General features: G+C 44.2%; 22 protein-coding genes. 13 read left to right on the top strand and 9 right to left on the bottom strand.

Going from position 1 to position 16,888, the window contains the following annotated elements; all coding sequences use genetic code 11:
- Window positions 1-28: 28 nt before the first annotated feature.
- The gene (locus ABIB39_RS16775; RefSeq protein WP_354431325.1) at window positions 29-361 is read right to left on the bottom strand and encodes a hypothetical protein; all 333 of its coding nucleotides are present in this window, start codon (window positions 359-361) and stop codon (window positions 29-31) included.
- Between the two features lie 210 nt (window positions 362-571).
- On the opposite strand from ABIB39_RS16775, the gene ABIB39_RS16770 reads away from it, so the two are divergent.
- Window positions 572-1,402, top strand: a complete 831-nt coding sequence (locus tag ABIB39_RS16770) for an N-acetylmuramoyl-L-alanine amidase family protein (RefSeq protein ID WP_354431324.1) — start codon at window positions 572-574, stop codon at window positions 1,400-1,402.
- Window positions 1,403-1,459: 57 nt separating this feature from the next.
- Window positions 1,460-2,563, top strand: a complete 1,104-nt coding sequence (locus ABIB39_RS16765) for a Gfo/Idh/MocA family protein (RefSeq protein WP_354431323.1) — start codon at window positions 1,460-1,462, stop codon at window positions 2,561-2,563.
- 48 nt (window positions 2,564-2,611) lie between these two features.
- Here the strand turns inward: ABIB39_RS16765 and ABIB39_RS16760 are convergent, their stop codons facing one another.
- Entirely contained in the window at window positions 2,612-3,241 is a 630-nt protein-coding gene (locus ABIB39_RS16760) for a hypothetical protein (protein WP_354431322.1), read from the bottom strand.
- 95 nt (window positions 3,242-3,336) lie between these two features.
- On the opposite strand from ABIB39_RS16760, the gene ABIB39_RS16755 reads away from it, so the two are divergent.
- On the top strand, window positions 3,337-4,146 hold the full coding sequence (locus tag ABIB39_RS16755; RefSeq protein ID WP_354431321.1) for an alpha/beta fold hydrolase: 810 nt from the start codon (window positions 3,337-3,339) through the stop codon (window positions 4,144-4,146).
- 113 nt (window positions 4,147-4,259) lie between these two features.
- Window positions 4,260-4,832, top strand: coding sequence for a YceI family protein (locus ABIB39_RS16750; RefSeq protein ID WP_354431320.1), 573 nt, complete (start codon window positions 4,260-4,262; stop codon window positions 4,830-4,832).
- 69 nt (window positions 4,833-4,901) lie between these two features.
- On the opposite strand, the gene ABIB39_RS16745 is transcribed toward ABIB39_RS16750, so the two are convergent.
- Together ABIB39_RS16745 and ABIB39_RS16740 are read right to left on the bottom strand one after the other, a co-directional pair.
- On the bottom strand, window positions 4,902-5,369 hold the full coding sequence (locus ABIB39_RS16745; RefSeq protein ID WP_354431319.1) for a DUF2147 domain-containing protein: 468 nt from the start codon (window positions 5,367-5,369) through the stop codon (window positions 4,902-4,904).
- An 80-nt stretch (window positions 5,370-5,449) separates the two neighbouring features.
- The gene (locus ABIB39_RS16740; RefSeq protein ID WP_354431318.1) at window positions 5,450-5,905 is read right to left on the bottom strand and encodes a DUF2147 domain-containing protein; all 456 of its coding nucleotides are present in this window, start codon (window positions 5,903-5,905) and stop codon (window positions 5,450-5,452) included.
- A 127-nt stretch (window positions 5,906-6,032) separates the two neighbouring features.
- Between ABIB39_RS16740 and ABIB39_RS16735 the strand changes: the two genes are divergently transcribed.
- The 9 genes from ABIB39_RS16735 to ABIB39_RS16695 all read left to right on the top strand — a co-directional run bounded on the left by ABIB39_RS16735 (window position 6,033) and on the right by ABIB39_RS16695 (window position 14,099).
- Window positions 6,033-6,830 (top strand): hypothetical protein, encoded by a 798-nt coding sequence (locus ABIB39_RS16735; RefSeq protein WP_354431317.1) that lies wholly within the window; start codon window positions 6,033-6,035, stop codon window positions 6,828-6,830.
- 101 nt (window positions 6,831-6,931) lie between these two features.
- The gene (locus ABIB39_RS16730) at window positions 6,932-9,328 is read left to right on the top strand and encodes a glycoside hydrolase family 3 N-terminal domain-containing protein (protein ID WP_354431316.1); all 2,397 of its coding nucleotides are present in this window, start codon (window positions 6,932-6,934) and stop codon (window positions 9,326-9,328) included.
- A gap of 135 nt (window positions 9,329-9,463) precedes the next feature.
- Complete coding sequence (locus tag ABIB39_RS16725) at window positions 9,464-10,153, top strand: DUF4288 domain-containing protein (RefSeq protein WP_354431315.1); 690 nt, start codon at window positions 9,464-9,466, stop codon at window positions 10,151-10,153.
- 37 nt (window positions 10,154-10,190) lie between these two features.
- Window positions 10,191-10,694 (top strand): GNAT family N-acetyltransferase, encoded by a 504-nt coding sequence (locus tag ABIB39_RS16720; protein WP_354431314.1) that lies wholly within the window; start codon window positions 10,191-10,193, stop codon window positions 10,692-10,694.
- Between the two features lie 124 nt (window positions 10,695-10,818).
- Complete coding sequence (locus ABIB39_RS16715) at window positions 10,819-12,018, top strand: ROK family protein (protein WP_354431313.1); 1,200 nt, start codon at window positions 10,819-10,821, stop codon at window positions 12,016-12,018.
- A 309-nt stretch (window positions 12,019-12,327) separates the two neighbouring features.
- Complete coding sequence (locus tag ABIB39_RS16710) at window positions 12,328-12,648, top strand: ArsR/SmtB family transcription factor (protein ID WP_354431472.1); 321 nt, start codon at window positions 12,328-12,330, stop codon at window positions 12,646-12,648.
- A 1-nt stretch (window position 12,649) separates the two neighbouring features.
- Window positions 12,650-13,120 carry an SRPBCC family protein gene (locus ABIB39_RS16705; protein WP_354431312.1) on the top strand — a complete coding sequence of 157 codons (471 nt, stop codon included), beginning with the start codon at window positions 12,650-12,652 and terminating at the stop codon, window positions 13,118-13,120.
- Window positions 13,121-13,125: 5 nt separating this feature from the next.
- Complete coding sequence (locus tag ABIB39_RS16700; RefSeq protein WP_354431311.1) at window positions 13,126-13,512, top strand: DoxX family protein; 387 nt, start codon at window positions 13,126-13,128, stop codon at window positions 13,510-13,512.
- An 8-nt stretch (window positions 13,513-13,520) separates the two neighbouring features.
- Entirely contained in the window at window positions 13,521-14,099 is a 579-nt protein-coding gene (locus tag ABIB39_RS16695) for a YdeI/OmpD-associated family protein (protein WP_354431310.1), read from the top strand.
- Window positions 14,100-14,177: 78 nt separating this feature from the next.
- Here the strand turns inward: ABIB39_RS16695 and ABIB39_RS16690 are convergent, their stop codons facing one another.
- The 5 genes from ABIB39_RS16690 to ABIB39_RS16670 all read right to left on the bottom strand — a co-directional run bounded on the left by ABIB39_RS16690 (window position 14,178) and on the right by ABIB39_RS16670 (window position 16,796).
- Window positions 14,178-14,837: an MBL fold metallo-hydrolase gene (locus ABIB39_RS16690; RefSeq protein WP_354431309.1), complete on the bottom strand. Its 660-nt coding sequence runs from the start codon at window positions 14,835-14,837 to the stop codon at window positions 14,178-14,180.
- A 50-nt stretch (window positions 14,838-14,887) separates the two neighbouring features.
- On the bottom strand, window positions 14,888-15,532 hold the full coding sequence (locus ABIB39_RS16685) for an HAD family hydrolase (RefSeq protein ID WP_354431308.1): 645 nt from the start codon (window positions 15,530-15,532) through the stop codon (window positions 14,888-14,890).
- A 61-nt stretch (window positions 15,533-15,593) separates the two neighbouring features.
- Window positions 15,594-15,746: a hypothetical protein gene (locus tag ABIB39_RS16680; protein ID WP_354431307.1), complete on the bottom strand. Its 153-nt coding sequence runs from the start codon at window positions 15,744-15,746 to the stop codon at window positions 15,594-15,596.
- 318 nt (window positions 15,747-16,064) lie between these two features.
- On the bottom strand, window positions 16,065-16,268 hold the full coding sequence (locus tag ABIB39_RS16675) for a hypothetical protein (RefSeq protein WP_354431306.1): 204 nt from the start codon (window positions 16,266-16,268) through the stop codon (window positions 16,065-16,067).
- A 66-nt stretch (window positions 16,269-16,334) separates the two neighbouring features.
- The gene (locus ABIB39_RS16670) at window positions 16,335-16,796 is read right to left on the bottom strand and encodes a VOC family protein (RefSeq protein WP_354431305.1); all 462 of its coding nucleotides are present in this window, start codon (window positions 16,794-16,796) and stop codon (window positions 16,335-16,337) included.
- Between the last annotated feature and the right edge of the window lie 92 nt (window positions 16,797-16,888).

Raw genomic sequence — 16,888 nt, 5'->3', positions numbered from 1 at the left:
TCCTATTCCCGGTAGCTATCAGGACCAACTATGCTGTCATCGCAAGTAGCTGGTTTAGCTTATTGCAGTAATCGGGCAGGCTAATGTGGCCCTGGTCATATTCTTTCACCAGCTCGTCCAGTTGTTTTTCAACCATCCTGCGGTCAATTTTCTCGTCAGATAAGGCAGTTTTTATATTATTTACTTTTTGCTGGGCGGCTTTGCGCATGTACATCGGTTGTACATCTTTGGCTTGCACTAATATTTTATTTCGTTTTTTACGGTTTTGCTTGTCAAATTTCAGTATCAAATACACCAATACAGATCCAATTACCAGGAAGTAAAAAAAGTTAGCTGTAGATGTAGTAAACAGTTCGTTCATATAAATTATTCGTCTTCGTAGTTGAACCCTCGTTTTTCAATTTATAGTCATATGTTTTGGTTTTAATTATTACGAATATGTAACTATATAGGTTACGTGTTTTTTTTAAATGTTGATAAACAGCCCTGCCTGGAGAAAATAATATTTAATTATTTGGAAAATTTGGCAACGGCCATTAACTGCCTGTTATGTTTTACATACCTTTGCGGCATGTTATCCAGGCACTTAAAAGTTTCTTTATATAGTTCTATTTTTTTTGTGTTGATGCTGGGCACTTTGCCGGTATTGTCTCAAACCAAACGAAAGGCCAAAATAGCAACTGATGAGGCTTCGGTGCCTTCATTTAAGTTTAAAACCATAGTTATCGACCCCGGCCATGGCGGTAAAGACCCAGGCGCGCATGGTGCTTATTCCAAAGAAAAAACCATTGCGCTAAGCATTGGTAAAAAACTAAAAGTGGCCATTAACAATGCCATTAGCGGGGTAGATGTGATCATGACGCGCAGCACCGATAAATTTATCGAGCTACACAGGCGCGCCAACATCGCCAATGATGCCAACGCGAACTTGTTTATTTCTATTCATTGCAACTCCTCGCCCCAAAAGGTGAGCCCCAACCGCGGCGTGTTACTGTTGGTTTATGGTTTTCACCGCAAAGGCGAGCAACTGGAAGCCATCCGCGAGAATGCTTCCATATTTATTGAAAAGGATTACAAGAAAAAATATAATGGGTATGGCGAGGATGCGGCGGTTAATGCTATTGTGCTGGCCGCTTTTCAGCAACGCTACCGCAAACAAAGCGTACAATTTGGCAACCTGCTAAACCACCAACTAAAAGCTAACAACGGCCGTAAAAGCCTTGGCGTGCGCGAGCAGGGGGTATTGGTGTTGCAGCAAAGCGGCATGCCCGGCATGCTGTTAGAAACCGGTTTCATCAACAACCCGTCCGACGAAAAATACCTCAACTCCGAAGACGGGCAGAACGACATTGTACAGTCCATATTGGTAGCGATAAAAAAATATAAAGAGAGTTTTGAGTAGAACGACGTTGCAGGTATAAAATTTGTTGTTGTATATTACATCATCAAACCAACGCTTATGAAAACCACCACAGCATCCCGCAGAAACTTTATTCGTAACAGTGCTATCGGCGCGGGTACATTGTTGCTTAGTCCGGCTTTAGCTGCCCTTGCCGAAACGAGGGATAATAAACGCCTGGGTGTAGCCTTGGTTGGTTTGGGCGGTTATGCAGGCGGGCAATTGGCACCGGCCTTACAGCATACTAAAAACTGCTACCTGGCAGGCATCGTTACCGGCACCCCTAATAAGGCAAAGGAATGGGCTGCAAAGTATAACATCCCCTCAAAAAACATTTACAATTATCAAAACTTTGATGAGATAGCCAAAAACCCGGACATTGATATTATTTACGTGGTGCTGCCGGTATCGATGCATAAAGAGTACACCATTCGTGCTGCAAAAGCGGGCAAACACGTTATCTGCGAAAAGCCAATGGCACTTAACGCCGCCGAGTGTCGGGAAATGATAGCAGCCTGCAAAAAGGTAGGCCGTTTACTTTCTATAGGCTACCGCTTACACTTCGAACCTCATACGCAAGAGGTGATGCGCCTTGGCCAGAAACAAGTTTTCGGCAAGGTTATAACAGTTGATACTGCCAACGGCTTCACCTATAACGGCGACCCCAACGCCTGGCGATTAAAAAAGGTGCTTGCAGGTGGCGGCGGCCTAATGGATATGGGTATTTACGCTATACAGGGCGCCCGCTATACCTTAGGGCAGGAGCCGATTGCTGTTAAAGCAACGCAAGAGAAAACGCGGCCCCAACTATTTAAGGACGTAGATGAAACCGTTTTTTGGGAACTAAAATTCCCCGGCGGGCAAAAGGTAACCGGCAAAAGCAGCTATAACCATGATTGGGGTTACCTGCGCGCGCAAGCTGAAAAAGGTACGTTTGAACTGGAACCGGCTTATGGTTATGGCGGGCTTGATGGCAAGATAAACGGCAAACCCATGCAGATCCCCAACATTATTCAACAGGCCGCGCAAATGGATGATTTTGCCACCTGCGTTAAACTCAAGAAACAAAGCCGGGTACCCGGCGAAGAAGGCCTAAAAGACATGAAGGTGGTTGATGCCATTTACCGAAGTTTAGATACCGGCAAGTGGGAGAAGATTGGATAAATGACATTTAAGAGAGCGGGTTTTTAAGCCCTGCCGCTCTACAATATATTAATGTCCAAGCCTAAAAGTAAAGCCAAGAAAGATGCCGCCCGAACTGTAATTTATAGGTGCATAATAGGTTGATCTGAGTTTATTCATCCCACGGCCAAAATTTGAGCTATCGTAACCAAAGCTGATATCATAGCTTACCTTATTGCCGGGTATGGTAACAATAATAGCCGGCGCTACAGCTGCCGAAAATCCCGCCTTAACAGATCGGTTTTCGATCTGCTTATCATCCGAGTTGATGTATGTTTGGGTGACTATGCCCAAGCCCACGTTTTGGCCGCCTTTAACTGCTGCCGATATAAATATCCTCACGTACTCGTCACTGGGGTTAAAGCAGTAACGCGGGGTTAACGCAAGGCCATAGTAAAATGTGGTGGCATCAAGTTGGCGCAAATCGGGCAGGTCTTCTTTATAAATTAAAAAGTCTGCGAAGGCGGTTAGGTCGATGCCAACCCGGCCTTTCAAAAATTCTTTACCATAGCCAGCGTTAACGCCTACCGAGCGGTACCGGGAATCGAGAAAATTATTTGACGGTGTTAGGTTCCTGAGGCCAACCAAAAAACTGCTTTGCGCTTTTGTAGATTGTATGAAAAATAAACTGACGATAATGGTTAGGATAAGAGGCCGCATGCCGATGTGTAATAGGTAAGCCTAATATAAATGCATATAATGAAAAGCAAATGAAAGCGGGCGGAATACTATATTTACATCGTTAAAATAAAACCATGCACCTAAAACGTCTTATCTTAATGGCGCTGATACCCCAACTGATAGCCGCGTTCAGTTTCGCGCAAAAGGCGCCTTATGGCAAAAATGCTGTAGGCAAATATTACGATGTGCGCGGCATAAAGCTTTATGTAGAAGAATATGGCAGCGGCCAGCCCCTGCTGATGATACACGGCAATGGTGGCGATATGAGCGCCTTTAGCGAAAACGTACCCTATTTTGCCAAAAAGTACAGGGTGATCTTGGTAGATAGCCGCTCGCAAGGTAAGTCGATAGATACCCATCCGTATCTCACCTTTGAGCAAATGGCCGATGATTTTGCCGAACTGTTGAATGTACTGCACATCCCCAAAGCTTATGTATTAGGATGGAGCGACGGCGGCATCAACGCCATACTGATGGCCATACGGCACCCGGATAAGGTGATCAGCTTTGCATCAACAGGAGCGAATATTACACCGGATGCAAGCAGCTTTGCCGACCCAAACGGCTGGCCATCGTCAAAAAAATACTACGAGCAAAACAAGAACAAGAAATGGCGCACCGCCGCCGGGCGCAACCGTTGGAAAATGTTTATGCTGGATTGGGAACAGCCCAATATTAAACTAACCGAGCTACACAAAATAAAATGCCCTGCCCTTATCATAGCCGGCGACCATGACGTAATAGCCGATAAACATACCCGCCTTATACAGGCTAATATTCCCGGCTCGCAGTTGTGGATCGTGAAAAATTCGGGACATGGTACACTGATCGAATACGCCGCCGCGTTCAACAAAAAAGTGGACGCTTTCTTTCAGCATAAATAGGGTATTTGTCATTCATTATTCAAAAAAGATGTTTAAACATCTTTTTTATTATACATGTCAAACCTTTATATATCTTTGGCAAACAATTAAATATCAAACTGAAAAATAAAACAATGAAAAAGATCTTAACCTTAGCTGTAGCAGCATTATTTATGCAAACGGCATTTGCCCAAAGCACCTGGAAAGCTGATAAAGCACATTCACACGTTAAATTTACCATCACCCACCTTGCGGTATCTGATGTTGACGGTACTTTTAAAGATTTTGACGCATCTATCGTTGCTGCAAAACCGGATTTTAGCGACGCTAAATACACTTTCTCTGCAAACACCGCGTCTGTAAGCACTGATAATGACAACCGCGACGGTCATTTGAAATCTCCCGACTTTTTTGATGTAGCTAAATTCCCAACGTTAACATTTGTTAGCACAAGTGTTGCCGCTGCCGGTACAAACAAATACAAAGTAACCGGTAACTTAACTTTACACGGTGTAACTAAAGCAGTTGTTTTAGATGTTGCTTACCGTGGCACCATCACCAACCCAATGACAAAAGGCCTTGACGCCGGTTTCAAAATTACAGGTACTATCAAACGTTCTGATTTTGGTTTCGGTGCTAAATATGGCTCGCCAATGCTTAGCGACGAAGTTGAACTTAACGCGAGCGGCGAATTCCTGAAACAATAGTAGTTTTTTAAATAAATAAAAAGGCGGCCTTCAATCACGAAGGCCGCCTTTTTTATGGTTAATGTTTTTTTAGATCCGTTTAAAGGTTAGTGTTTTACCGATGAATTTGTAATGCCAGTAACCCTTTACTTTAAGGGTGCCCTCTTTATCGATGTATGCAGATGAATTCCAAAGGCGGCCGTGTTTAGAATCGTATATCATGCCATCTTCCCAACTGTTACTTTCCTGGTTATAGGTGAGTTTCTCCAGCACATTCATGCCTAAAAGTTTGCGGCTGCGCATTGCCGGGTTTGGGTTGTTCTCGTCTGTCCAGTAATCAAGTTCCTTGCTATCGTCGTGGTCATCAAACCAAACGATCTTGGCTTTAAATTCGTTACCTTCTTTGTAAACTTGCACTATCAGCCTGTCATCCTCAAGTTTCCATTTGCCGCAAACTTTTTCGGCTGCCGCTGCTGTAGTTTCAACAGCAGGTGTGTGGTGATTTACACTACCAACAAGCATTAAAGCCACAAAACTACACAAAAACTGATTTGCCATATTAGTGTCAATTTATAAACACAATATAGGCAATAGTAATGCCAGTTACGCAATTTTTTTTTGAGAAAATTTAAATGATTTTAGAGTATCCGCTTAAAGGTCATGGTTTTACCTATGAATTTCATTTTCCAGTAACCTTTTACCTTTAACAACCCAGCTTTATCGATATAACCAGCGGCACTCCAGTATTTGCCACTCTGCACTTCGTAGATCCTGCCGCCTTCCCAGGTATTTGAGGATGCATTATATTGCAGGTTCTCCACCACGTCAAGCCCAAGCACTTTGCGGCTGCGCAATGCAGGGTCGGGGTTTTTAACATCGGTAATGGTTTCCATGGGTTTGGCTTTCGATACGCCTCCGCTAAACCAAATTATTTTTGCCTTAAAAGTATTTTTGTATGGGTAGACCTCAACTGTAAGGTTCTTTTCGCTCGATTGCCATTTGCCGCAAATAAGATTGGCTTTGCCGGCCTCGTTGGGCCCGACAGTTTTAAAAGAACAAAGCACTGTTAACAATAAAATAAAAACGTAGCGCATATAGGGGAATTAGCCGCTATCAAAATAGCTTATACAATAACGCATAAAATAGCTATTGTTTGGTGAAGCTAAAAATAATAATCGGGAAGAAATATAAAATGTTATTTTAGTAGTTTTAAACCTCAATATGAAAAGAATCTCCCTTGCATTACTTATGTTGTTATCTGTTATTTCATTTCAATCTTGCAAAAAGGATTCGCCTGTAGTAGATAGTCCTCTTATTATAGAACCACCACTGAATTTGGAGCAACCCGACCCTAATAAACTTTACCTGGTTAGTAAAATAACTTTTCATTATGCAAGCCAAAGCAACAGGGTAGAAGAGTATAAATATGACGCGTTGAACCGTATCATTCAATCTCGTAAAGAAAACTATCGAACGGCTCCCGTAGGCTCATGGGAAACTTTTAACTATGAGTATGATAATACCAATAAATTAATTAAAGCAGAAATGGTAAACTTTGAAAATAAAGTTTTAGTTACCAATTTGTTCACTTATAATACAAACATAACCGCTGGCGATGAAGTATACTTTCAAACAACTAATGGTGTAACGGCGTATGTATACCCCATATCGTTAGACGCCAATGGCAAGGTTAAATTTATTGCTCGACGATATGCGGTAAAATACGATGTTAAAGGGCATTTTTCATACTATGGTGCACCCGAATGGATGGATGATTTTGATGCGACTTTTCAATTTGATACTAAAAAGAACCCATTTAATAACGTAGTGGGTTTAAATCCTAATATCAATTATTTGGTTGAGCTTTATCCTGTCAACAGCTTAAATAACTTACTTACAATCAATAATTCCGGAAGTAAATTGATTACCTATAATGTAAATGATTATCCATTACAATCTGTTTATACCGACGCTAATGGAGGTGTAGAGACCGTCGATTATGAATACATCATAAAATAATCCTCAACGAAAACGTTATAGTGAATTGATTGCCTCCGATATGCCTCGAGGGCTTTTCACTTTTATATATTTGAGATGTAAACCAATACACATCTATCTGTATGAAAAAATTGCCACTGCTGCTTCCGTTGCTTGGGCTTGCCTTGTCTGCATCGGCACAACAAAAAAATATATACCACAAGGGCTGGGTAGATTTTAATAAGAACGGCCGCATGGATGTGTTCGAGGACCCCTCGCAAAATATAGAAAAGCGGATCAACGACCTGCTTAGCCAGATGACAGTAGAGGAGAAAACCTGCCAAATGGCTACCCTGTACGGCTACAAACGCGTGCTTAAAGATGAAATGCCCACCGCCAATTGGAAGAATGAGATCTGGAAGGATGGCATTGCCAATATAGATGAAGAACTGAACAACCTTACCTCGCATACCGATGATGCGCCCACTCAATACTCGTACCCGTTTAGCAAACACGCTACGGCTATAAACACGGTGCAAAAATGGTTTGTAGAAGAGACCCGCATGGGCATCCCCGTCGATTTTACGAACGAGGGCATCCACGGCCTAAACCACGACCGTGCAACTCCCTTACCGGCACCGATAGGGATTGGCAGTACCTGGGATAAGACATTGGTTAGGCAGGCAGGCCAAACCGTTGGCCGCGAGGCAAAGGCACTTGGCTACACCAATGTTTACGCCCCGATACTTGACCCCGCCCGCGACCAGCGTTGGGGCCGTGTTGTAGAGTGCTATGGCGAAAACCCATTCCTTATCGCAGAAATGGGCAAGCAAATGGTGCTGGGCATCCAGGAGGAAGGTGTTGCATCAACCTTAAAACATTACGCTGTTTACAGCGTGCCTAAAGGCGGCCGCGATGGTAGCGCCCGTACAGATCCGCATGTTGCCCCGCGCGAGATGCACCAGATTTACCTGTACCCGTTCCGCAGGGTGATCCAGGAAGCGCACCCGATGGGGGTAATGAGCAGCTATAATGATTGGGATGGCGTGCCCGTTACCGGCAGCTATTATTTCCTGACGGAACTGTTGCGCCAGAAATTTGGTTTCCAGGGATACGTGGTAAGCGATAGTGAGGCGGTGGAGTTCCTGTTCTCGAAACACAAGGTAGCTATCGATTATAAAGAAGCGGTAAGGCAGGCGGTAGAGGCCGGGCTTAACGTGCGTACCAACTTTACCCCGCCGCAAACTTTTATTATGCCGTTGAGGGAACTTATCAAAGAGAACAAGATCTCGATGAAGGTAATTGACTCCCGCGTAGCGGATGTATTGCGGGTAAAATTCCGTTTGGGTTTATTTAATTCGCCATACGTAAAAGACCCAAAAGCGGCCGACAAAATAGTACATACCGCCGCCGATGCGGCCATGAGCTTAAAAATGAACCGCGAAAGCATGGTGCTTTTAAAGAACGAGAATAACCTGCTGCCTTTAGATAAAAGCAAGTACAAAAATATCCTGGTTACCGGCCCGCTGGCTGTAGAAAGTAATTACACCATAAGCAGATATGGGCCGTCGCACAATAAGATCATCAGCGTGTTGGATGGCATTAAAACCTATATGGGCAACGCCGGAAAAGTTAGCTATACCAAAGGCTGCGACATGGTAGATGCTACCTGGCCCGAGAGCGAGATCATTGAAACTCCGCTGACCGCTCAAGAACAGGCGGGTATAGATTCGGCAGTAGCACAGGCCAAATTATCTGATGTAGTGATTGCCGTGGTAGGCGAAGATATCGATAGGGTAGGCGAAAGCCTATCCCGTACAGGCTTAAATTTGCCTGGTCGCCAGTTAAAGCTGATCCAGGCGTTACAGGCTACGGGCAAACCCGTGGTTATGGTAATGATAAACGGCCAGCCGCTTACCATCAACTGGGAAAATAAATACGTACCTGCAATTTTAGAGGCCTGGTTCCCGAGCGTACAAAGCGGGCAGGTAATTGCTGAAACACTTTTTGGCGATAACAACCCCGGCGGTAAACTGCCTATCACCTTCCCGAAAACAACGGGTCAGCTGGAGTTTAACTTTCCGTTCAAACCAAACTCGCAGGCAGGGCAAGGCGGACAAAATAGTTGGGGGCATACCAGCGTAAATGGCGCACTTTACCCATTTGGTTACGGCTTAAGCTATACTAAATTCGAGTACAGCAACCTTACAGTATCGCCGGAGAAAGGGCATACCCAGGGTGATGTTAGCGTAACTGTTGACGTTACCAACACCGGCCAGCGCAAAGGCGACGATGTGGTGCAGCTTTACCTGAAGGACGACATTAGCACCGTAACCACCTACGAGTACGACCTGCGTGGCTTTGAGCGTGTAGCCCTTAACCCCGGCGAAAAGAAAACCGTTACCTTCACCCTGCACCCCGACGACCTGGCCCTGCTGGATAAAAACATGAACTGGACTGTAGAGCCCGGCACCTTCCAGGTTTGGATAGGTGCATCATCGCAGGATATTAAGCTGAAGAAGAGTTTTGCAGTGGAGTAAGATTTTATCAGATCGCCCGTTCAAGCGTCCACGCTTAAATGTTGTATGAATTAATCTTTAATTTATTGGTTCAAAAGTAGACGCTTTAACGGCGGGTTTAATAAAATACAGGTTAAACGAGTAACTTGGGTTAGTATGGCTAAAGGACTATTCAATATTGATGATTGGGAGCTGGATAAAAAAATATCGGCGAAGGATACTTTTGCTGATATTTCTATAGGGCTTGTATATCCCGATTATCACCAATTCCTCGAATTTAAACCAAAGCACCGGGTACAAAAGATCGACGAATATCATAAGGAAAACGTAAGTCGCCTGTTAGCATTGGACCTATTTGGTGCTTATGTTATCGACGGTGCAAAAAAACGACCGAGAAGCGTGAAGACGAGGGTGAAGCTTAACGTACTTACTAAGCTAAGCAAGCTTGATTTTATAAATGTAACCATCATTTCAATAGATGGCGCGACAAAGATAAAAAAGGAGTTGGCTAAAAGCGATACGTTCTTCTGTGTCAAGATGACTGTTGCAATCGAAATAGAGAACCTAAGAACAAATAAGCAGGATTTTGAACAGCGGTTTGTTTTAATAAATGCGTTGTCGTTTGAAGAAGCTTACGAGAAGATCGAAGCCGACCGTGATCATTACCTAAGACCCTATCTGAACTCGGACGGGCGGCTGGTTAGGTGGCGAATAGAAAGCCTGGATGATTGTTATGATGTAGGTGCCATTGAAACCGCCGATTTTTACAGCAACGAGGGCATAGAGGTTTACTCAAAATTGAAAACACGTAAGAGAAAGTCCTTTTGGGACGGAAATTCTGATTGATCAACTGAAAGTTGGCTGGGCGTTGTATCTTTACCTTATGCCAAAACGGTTCGACTGGACACCCTCTGCTTATTCAACTATGGAAAACATCACCACCCGCCCGGCTACCATGGCCGATATGGATACTTTGCTGCAATTTGAGCAGGGCGTTATCAGTGCCGAACGCCCGTTTGACCCAACGCTTAAGGCTGGGCACATCAACTATTACGACCTAAACGAGTTTATTACCGCCCCGCATATCCACCTTTTAGTTGCTGAAATTAACGGCGAGGTGATAGGCAGCGGCTACTCGCGTATAGAAACTGCCAAGATCTATCTTCAACATCCGCAGCATGCCTACCTGGGCTTTATGTATGTACTGCCGCAGCATAGGGGCAAGGGAGTCAATAAGATTATCATCAAAGCGCTGAAGGAGTGGTCGGTGCAGCAGGGTGTAACCGAATTTAGGTTGCAGGTTTATTTCGGGAATGCGCCCGCCATAAAAGCTTACGAAAAAGTGGGATTTAACAGCCATATGATAGAGATGCGCATGGGCTTATAAAACATCTGCCTGCCATAAAAATTAAAATTTTAAAAAGTTTTTCAACTTATTGTAGTTTTGCGCTTTATTTATAATTTTATAGCAGGAAACAAACCTGAACTATTTAAAGGCAAGCAGATACCTTATGGAAATTAAGAGCAATGGCGTTAAAAGCGGCTGGTTAAAAAATATGATCATTAAGCGGTTGTATTTTGATAAAGCAATGTCTTGTGCCGCGTTGAGCCAGCTTTTTGATAAAAGCATCCCATCAATCGCGAAAGCGATAAACGAGCTTATTAAAGAGGGTTTTGTGGTAGAGCAGGGCTTTGCGCCGTCAAGCGGTGGCCGCAGGCCGTTGATGTACGCCATAAATACCAACGCCATGTTTATACTGGCCGTGGCTATGGATCAGCTTTCGGCGCGCATCCAATTAATTGATCTTAACAACAACCCCGTTGCCGAAATGGCTACGGTGGAGTTAAAACTCCATAATAACGAAAACGCCCTTCCCGAACTGATCAGTCACCTGAATAATTATGTGGAGGAGAGCGGCATCGCCAAAAAGAAAATTGCCGGTATTGGCATTGGTATGCCTGGTTTTATTAATGCCGTAGAAGGTATAAACTATACCTACCTTGATGCCGGCGGCGAAAGCCTGAGCAAGTACATCGAAAAAGAAACAGGCATCACCACTTATATCGATAACGATAGCAGCCTGATAGCCCTTGCCGAGCAAAAGTTTGGTATTGCCCGCTCGCAGCAGGAAGTGATGGTGATAAACCTGGGCTGGGGTATAGGCCTTGGTATGATCATCGACGGTAAAATTTTCCGCGGCTATAATGGTTTCGCGGGCGAGTTGAGCCACATCCCGTTATCAGACAACGGCGCGCTTTGCGTATGCGGTAAGCGGGGCTGTTTAGAGGCCGAAGCATCTATGCTGGTAGTTGCCGAAAAAGCGGAAGAGGGTATCAAAAAAGGCCGCGTAACCAGCCTAAAAGCACATAACGGCCAGTCGAAATTAATGGGTGAGGACTTGATGGACGCCGCCAACCAGGGCGACCAGTTCGCTATTGAACTATTGACCGATGCCGGTTATAAAATTGGCAAAGCGCTGGCGATCCTTATCCACATCATGAACCCCGCTAATATTGTGCTGAGCGGCCGTGGTGCCAAGGTTGGCCGCATACTAATGGCACCGATCCAGCAGGCCCTTCATAAATATTGTATCCCGCGCCTTTCATCAGGTACCGAATTATTGATCTCATCCCTTGGTTTCGATGCCGAACTCATTGGTGCTGCCGTACTGGTGATGGAAAACTTCGATAAAGAAGAACAGGCGAGGTAGTTTGTTGGTGAGTGTTGTTTATGGCGTTCCGTTCGGGCAGGCTATCCGCTCATACTGCACTGGCCTTAGCCGCATGGCCGGTATCCGCTTCTATCCTTAACGCAAATTTCTTCATTACCATGTTGCGCATAGCGAAACTTCTATCGCTGCCAAGCTCCACTCGCGTAAGTTTAGCATAGCGTAACTTGTGTGGAAACTATAGCGCAAGCTACAACTTGCAAACCAAATTTTTTAATTCAACAAATATTTTCAAATAAAATTTGCGTAGTTAAATAGCTACGCATATATTTGTAGTCAAATAACTACATGATGAATTTACGACGAGATGTGTTCCAGGCCCTGGCCGACCCTACCCGCAGGGCGATACTGCTATTGGTAGCGTCGCAAGCTATGGCGGCGGGGGCGATAGCCGCTAATTTTGACACCGCCCGGCCAACCGTTTCTAAACACTTGCAAATACTTACCGAGTGCGAATTGCTTAAGCAAGAGCAAAACGGCCGGGAGATTTTTTACCATATCAACGCAAAAAAAATGAAAGAGGTGGCCGATTTTATCGAACCCTTCCGCCAAATGTGGGATGAGCGGTTTAACAAGTTGGAAAACATTATGCAACAATATAAAGGCAAATAATATGGAGTTGAAAACAAAAATAACCGCCGAAGACGGCCAGCAAGACTTGGTCATCACCCGTGAATTTGATCTGCCTGTGGCGCTTCTTTTTAAGGCCCATATCGAGCCCGAAATTATTGAGCAATGGATGGGAACCAAAGTGATAAAGTTTGATGCCAAACAACATGGCGGCTGGCAATATGAAACTTCTGATGCGAAAGGCAACGTAGTGTTTGAGGCCCATGGTACTATTCACGATCTTGTAGATAACCAAAAGATAGTGCGCACCTTCGAGATGGCGAACGCGCCTTTTGGCCCGCAACTGGAGTTTTTGGAGTTCGAAAAACTGACGGATGACACCAGTAAACTGAGCATACAGATCATTTACCGCTCCAATGCTCTGCGCAACCAAATGCTGAAGCTGCCATTTGCACAGGGACTAAACATGGCGCATAACCGCCTGCAGGATATAGCAACCAAACTAAAACAATAGCAACCATGAAAAAGGGAAACTTAATTATTTATTGGCTGGCAACGGCCCTGCTGTGCTTCGGTATGTTGGGCAGCGGTGTATCACAGGTGATGCATGTGAAAGACATGGTAGCCTTGCTTACCCCGCTGGGCTACCCCGTTTATTTTATGACCATTATTGGCGTATGGAAGATACTGGCCGTCATAGCTATCTTAATGCCGGGTTTTAAGCTAATAAAGGAATGGGCATACGCGGGGTTATTTTTTGTGATGACGGGCGCACTTTTATCACATTTAGCTGTTGGCGATGTTGGCTTTAAGGCGCTGGTAGGCCCGGTTATGCAAATCGTATTTATTATATTGTCGTGGTATTTTAGGCCTGCAAGCAGGAAAATAATTTTGACCGATCAATAATATACCCCATGAACCCAAAAGTTGATTTTTATTTTAATAAAGACAAAAAATGGCAGCCAGAAATAAGGCAATTGAGGTCCTTTATGCTGGATTGCGGCCTTACCGAAGTGTTAAAATGGGGTTGCCCCTGTTATACCTACCAGGATAATAACATTGTACTGATCCACGATTTTAAAGATTACTGCGCGCTGCTGTTTTTTAAAGGTGTTTTATTGAACGATGCCTACAGTATCCTGATCCAACAAACCGAAAATGTGCAGGCTACCCGGCAGATCAGGTTCACTAATCTTGATGAAATTGTAGAGCAGGAAGCCATCATAAAAGCTTACGCATTCGAAGCCATAGAGGTGGAGAAGGCAGGCCTGCAGGTACAAATGAAAAAGACCACCGAATTTGCTGTTGCCGAAGAATTTAAAATCAGGCTTGACGGTAGCGAGGAACTAAAAACAGCATTTGAAGCCCTAACACCCGGCAGGCAAAAGGCATACCTGCTGCATTTTGCAGCGGCTAAGCAAGTTAAAACCCGCGAAGCAAGGGTACACAAATGCATCCCCCAAATTATGAAAGGAAAAGGATTGGACGATTAAGAATATTTATTATTAAAGTATAACCCGGACTTATTATCCCACAGCCATACACCGGCCTATGGGAAATACATCCCAAGTTTAAATGGTTATACTATCTCCTAATTTGTTTAGATAGTTAAAAATAATGCCTTGTTTCTCAAAGTGCTTACTGTAAGTATTGTATCGCTGTTCAATAAAAAAGTCTTTAGCGTAACCATCATGTACGGGCAAAATTTGTTTAGGCTTAATGGCGTCGGCAAAGCCGGCAATGCGCAATTCGTTGGCGAAAGGCGCCATAGCAACTAATATCAATAGTTCAATGCCTTTGTATTGGAGCAGTTTATCCTCCATCGAATCTACCGGGTGTAATACCTTGTCGTTAATTATAAAACCCGTCATCTGCGGTATTGGGCTATCCAGCAGTGGCTCGTGCTGTACGGAGATAGCCTCTAATTTAAAAGGGCCAATGTTATAAATACCTTCTTCTAACAGGCTGGAGTAAATGCCTTCTTTTTGGATAGCGGCACCAACCTCCAGGTTTGCATAAACGGTAGCTTTACTCAGGGAAACAATCTTTTTAAGGTTGGGGGTATCCAGATGGTCCGGGTGGGTATGGGTGATAACGATGCTGTTCACATCTGCGAACATCCCGGGCGTAACATCGCCCTCGGCAAAGCTGAATTTTCCCGGATCGAACAATAGTTTATGGCCGTCCAGTTCAAAAACAAGGCAGGAGTGCAGGTATTTGGTGATTCTCATATGCTGATAATGATATACACTTAACCTATCCGGCCTTAAAAAGGTTTGGCCTAAAGCAACTGTTTTAACTCCTCGAAGTTGTTTATAGTAGCCACCTGGCCGGTTTCAACTTCGCCAAAACCGTACGATGCAAAAATGAAGGGAACATCGGCCTTGGTAGCAGCTTCGTAATCGCCAATGGTATCGCCTACGTAAACAGGGTTTTTAAGGTTGTGGTCGTTAACAATATCGCGGATATTATCGGCCTTGGGATTGCCCTTGGTGCCGTAGCATTGGTGCGCCAAAAAGTAGGGGTGCATTTGGTGCAGATCTAAAAATAGTTCGATGTATCCGCTTTGGCAGTTGCTTACAATGTAGAGTTTGTATTTTTCGCCGAGATAGGTAAGCGTGTCGGCAAGGCGTGGGTACAGCGTACCTCCTTGTTTGTGCAATATCTCCAGCTCGCTAACCGAGCATAGTTGCTTTACTTCTTCGCGCTGTTCGTTGCTTAAAAACGGGAACAGTTTTTCGAAGATCTTATCATACGTCATTCCTGTAATAGAGCATACCCGCTCGCGGGTCATCACCTCGTTGGCCATATAAGGTGCCTGATTAAGGGCGGTTTGCCACGCGCCTGTAATGGTATCGGTACTATCCCAAAGGGTGCCGTCAAGGTCGAAAATTATGCTGTCGTATGTGTTTTTTAAGCTATCCATTGCTGCGTATTGTGCCGCAAAAGTAGCAGTTTATTTTTAGCGGACAGTCGCCCAAACGTAATTAGTATATTGGGAATTGGCCTGCGCTGAATATTACCGACAGTAACGGAATCGCCATTAAAAAAAATACCCTTGCTTGTTCTACTTTGTCAGAATCGCCTTTTACAAATACGTGGTTAATGTCGGCTAATATGGTGTTGATCGCGTTTTTCATAGTAAACAGTGTTATTGTGATTGCTGTTTTTTTGACGCTGCGAGGGTGGGGAAGGTTTAATGGGAAGTTAAAATTAGAAAGTTAAAAAGTTAAAAGTAAAAGGAATCAGGTTGGATTTTCTCGCTATTTTCTGAGTACAGTGAGAATGCAGCGAGAATATTTACTCGCCCGGTCATTGCTTCGCTCGACCACCCTCTCTTCGCTGCGCGGAAAGGGGGTAAGGAGACATTTTTATTTTTCACCCTTTTTGCACAGCAGAGAGGGTCGCGCACGAAGTGCCGCGGGGTGAGTAAACTACACACGAGCACATAAAGTAAATTACTCCTTCTCGTACAAAACCGTATTGTGAATGTTCCAGTCCTCAATATCAATAAGGCCGGGCCGGGTGTGGTAATGGTTATCGTCCGTGGGGCATTTAACTACATATTCGCCTTCGCTAACAAGGGAAATAATAGGGCGCTCGCCGCACCGTTTACAGGGTTTGCAATAAATAGACCCGGGTATTGTCACATAGCCTTTCATAAAGTGATATACGTAGGTTTTATTCCTTCAGGTTGTGAAAACAGAAAAAAAATATTTCGGCGAATATTATTTCGCGTCGTTTATTTCTATCCAGTAACCATCGGGGTCCTGAATGTAAACCTGCGATACACCATCAACGCGGTGCTCCACCTGGCCGGCAACACCTTTCCAATTACTGTAGGTGATCTTTTTGTCGGTAAGTGTTGCTATAAATTTAGTGATAGATGGCACACTGAAGCAAATATGATCGCCAATGAGTTTTGGCGCGGTAGAGCAACCGGCCTGTATAACGTGCATGGCAACGTTGGGTGCAATGTTGTACCAGGTGTGTACGGTATCTTTAAATGGATTGGGGATTATTTTTAAGCCTAAAACAGAGGTATAAAAGGCATTGCTTTTTTTAAGATCGGCAGAGCAAAGGGCGGCGTGGTTAAATACTGCCTGCGCGTTGCTTGCCAACGGAGTACTTAACAATAGTACAGCGGCTATTTTAAGAGCGCGGGTTTTAATTGATTTATAGACTAACATAGGTGCGGGATTAGAATGCGTTTAAATATACAGTTTATGTAAATGCAAAATAATTTTCCCTTGCATTTTTTTCATATGGCAAGCTGGCGTCA

This window comes from Mucilaginibacter sp. UYP27, assembly GCF_040547175.1.
GTDB lineage: Bacteria > Bacteroidota > Bacteroidia > Sphingobacteriales > Sphingobacteriaceae > Mucilaginibacter.
Note: the sequence above shows the minus strand (reverse complement) of the source record. Positions and strands in the feature narration are given on the sequence as shown.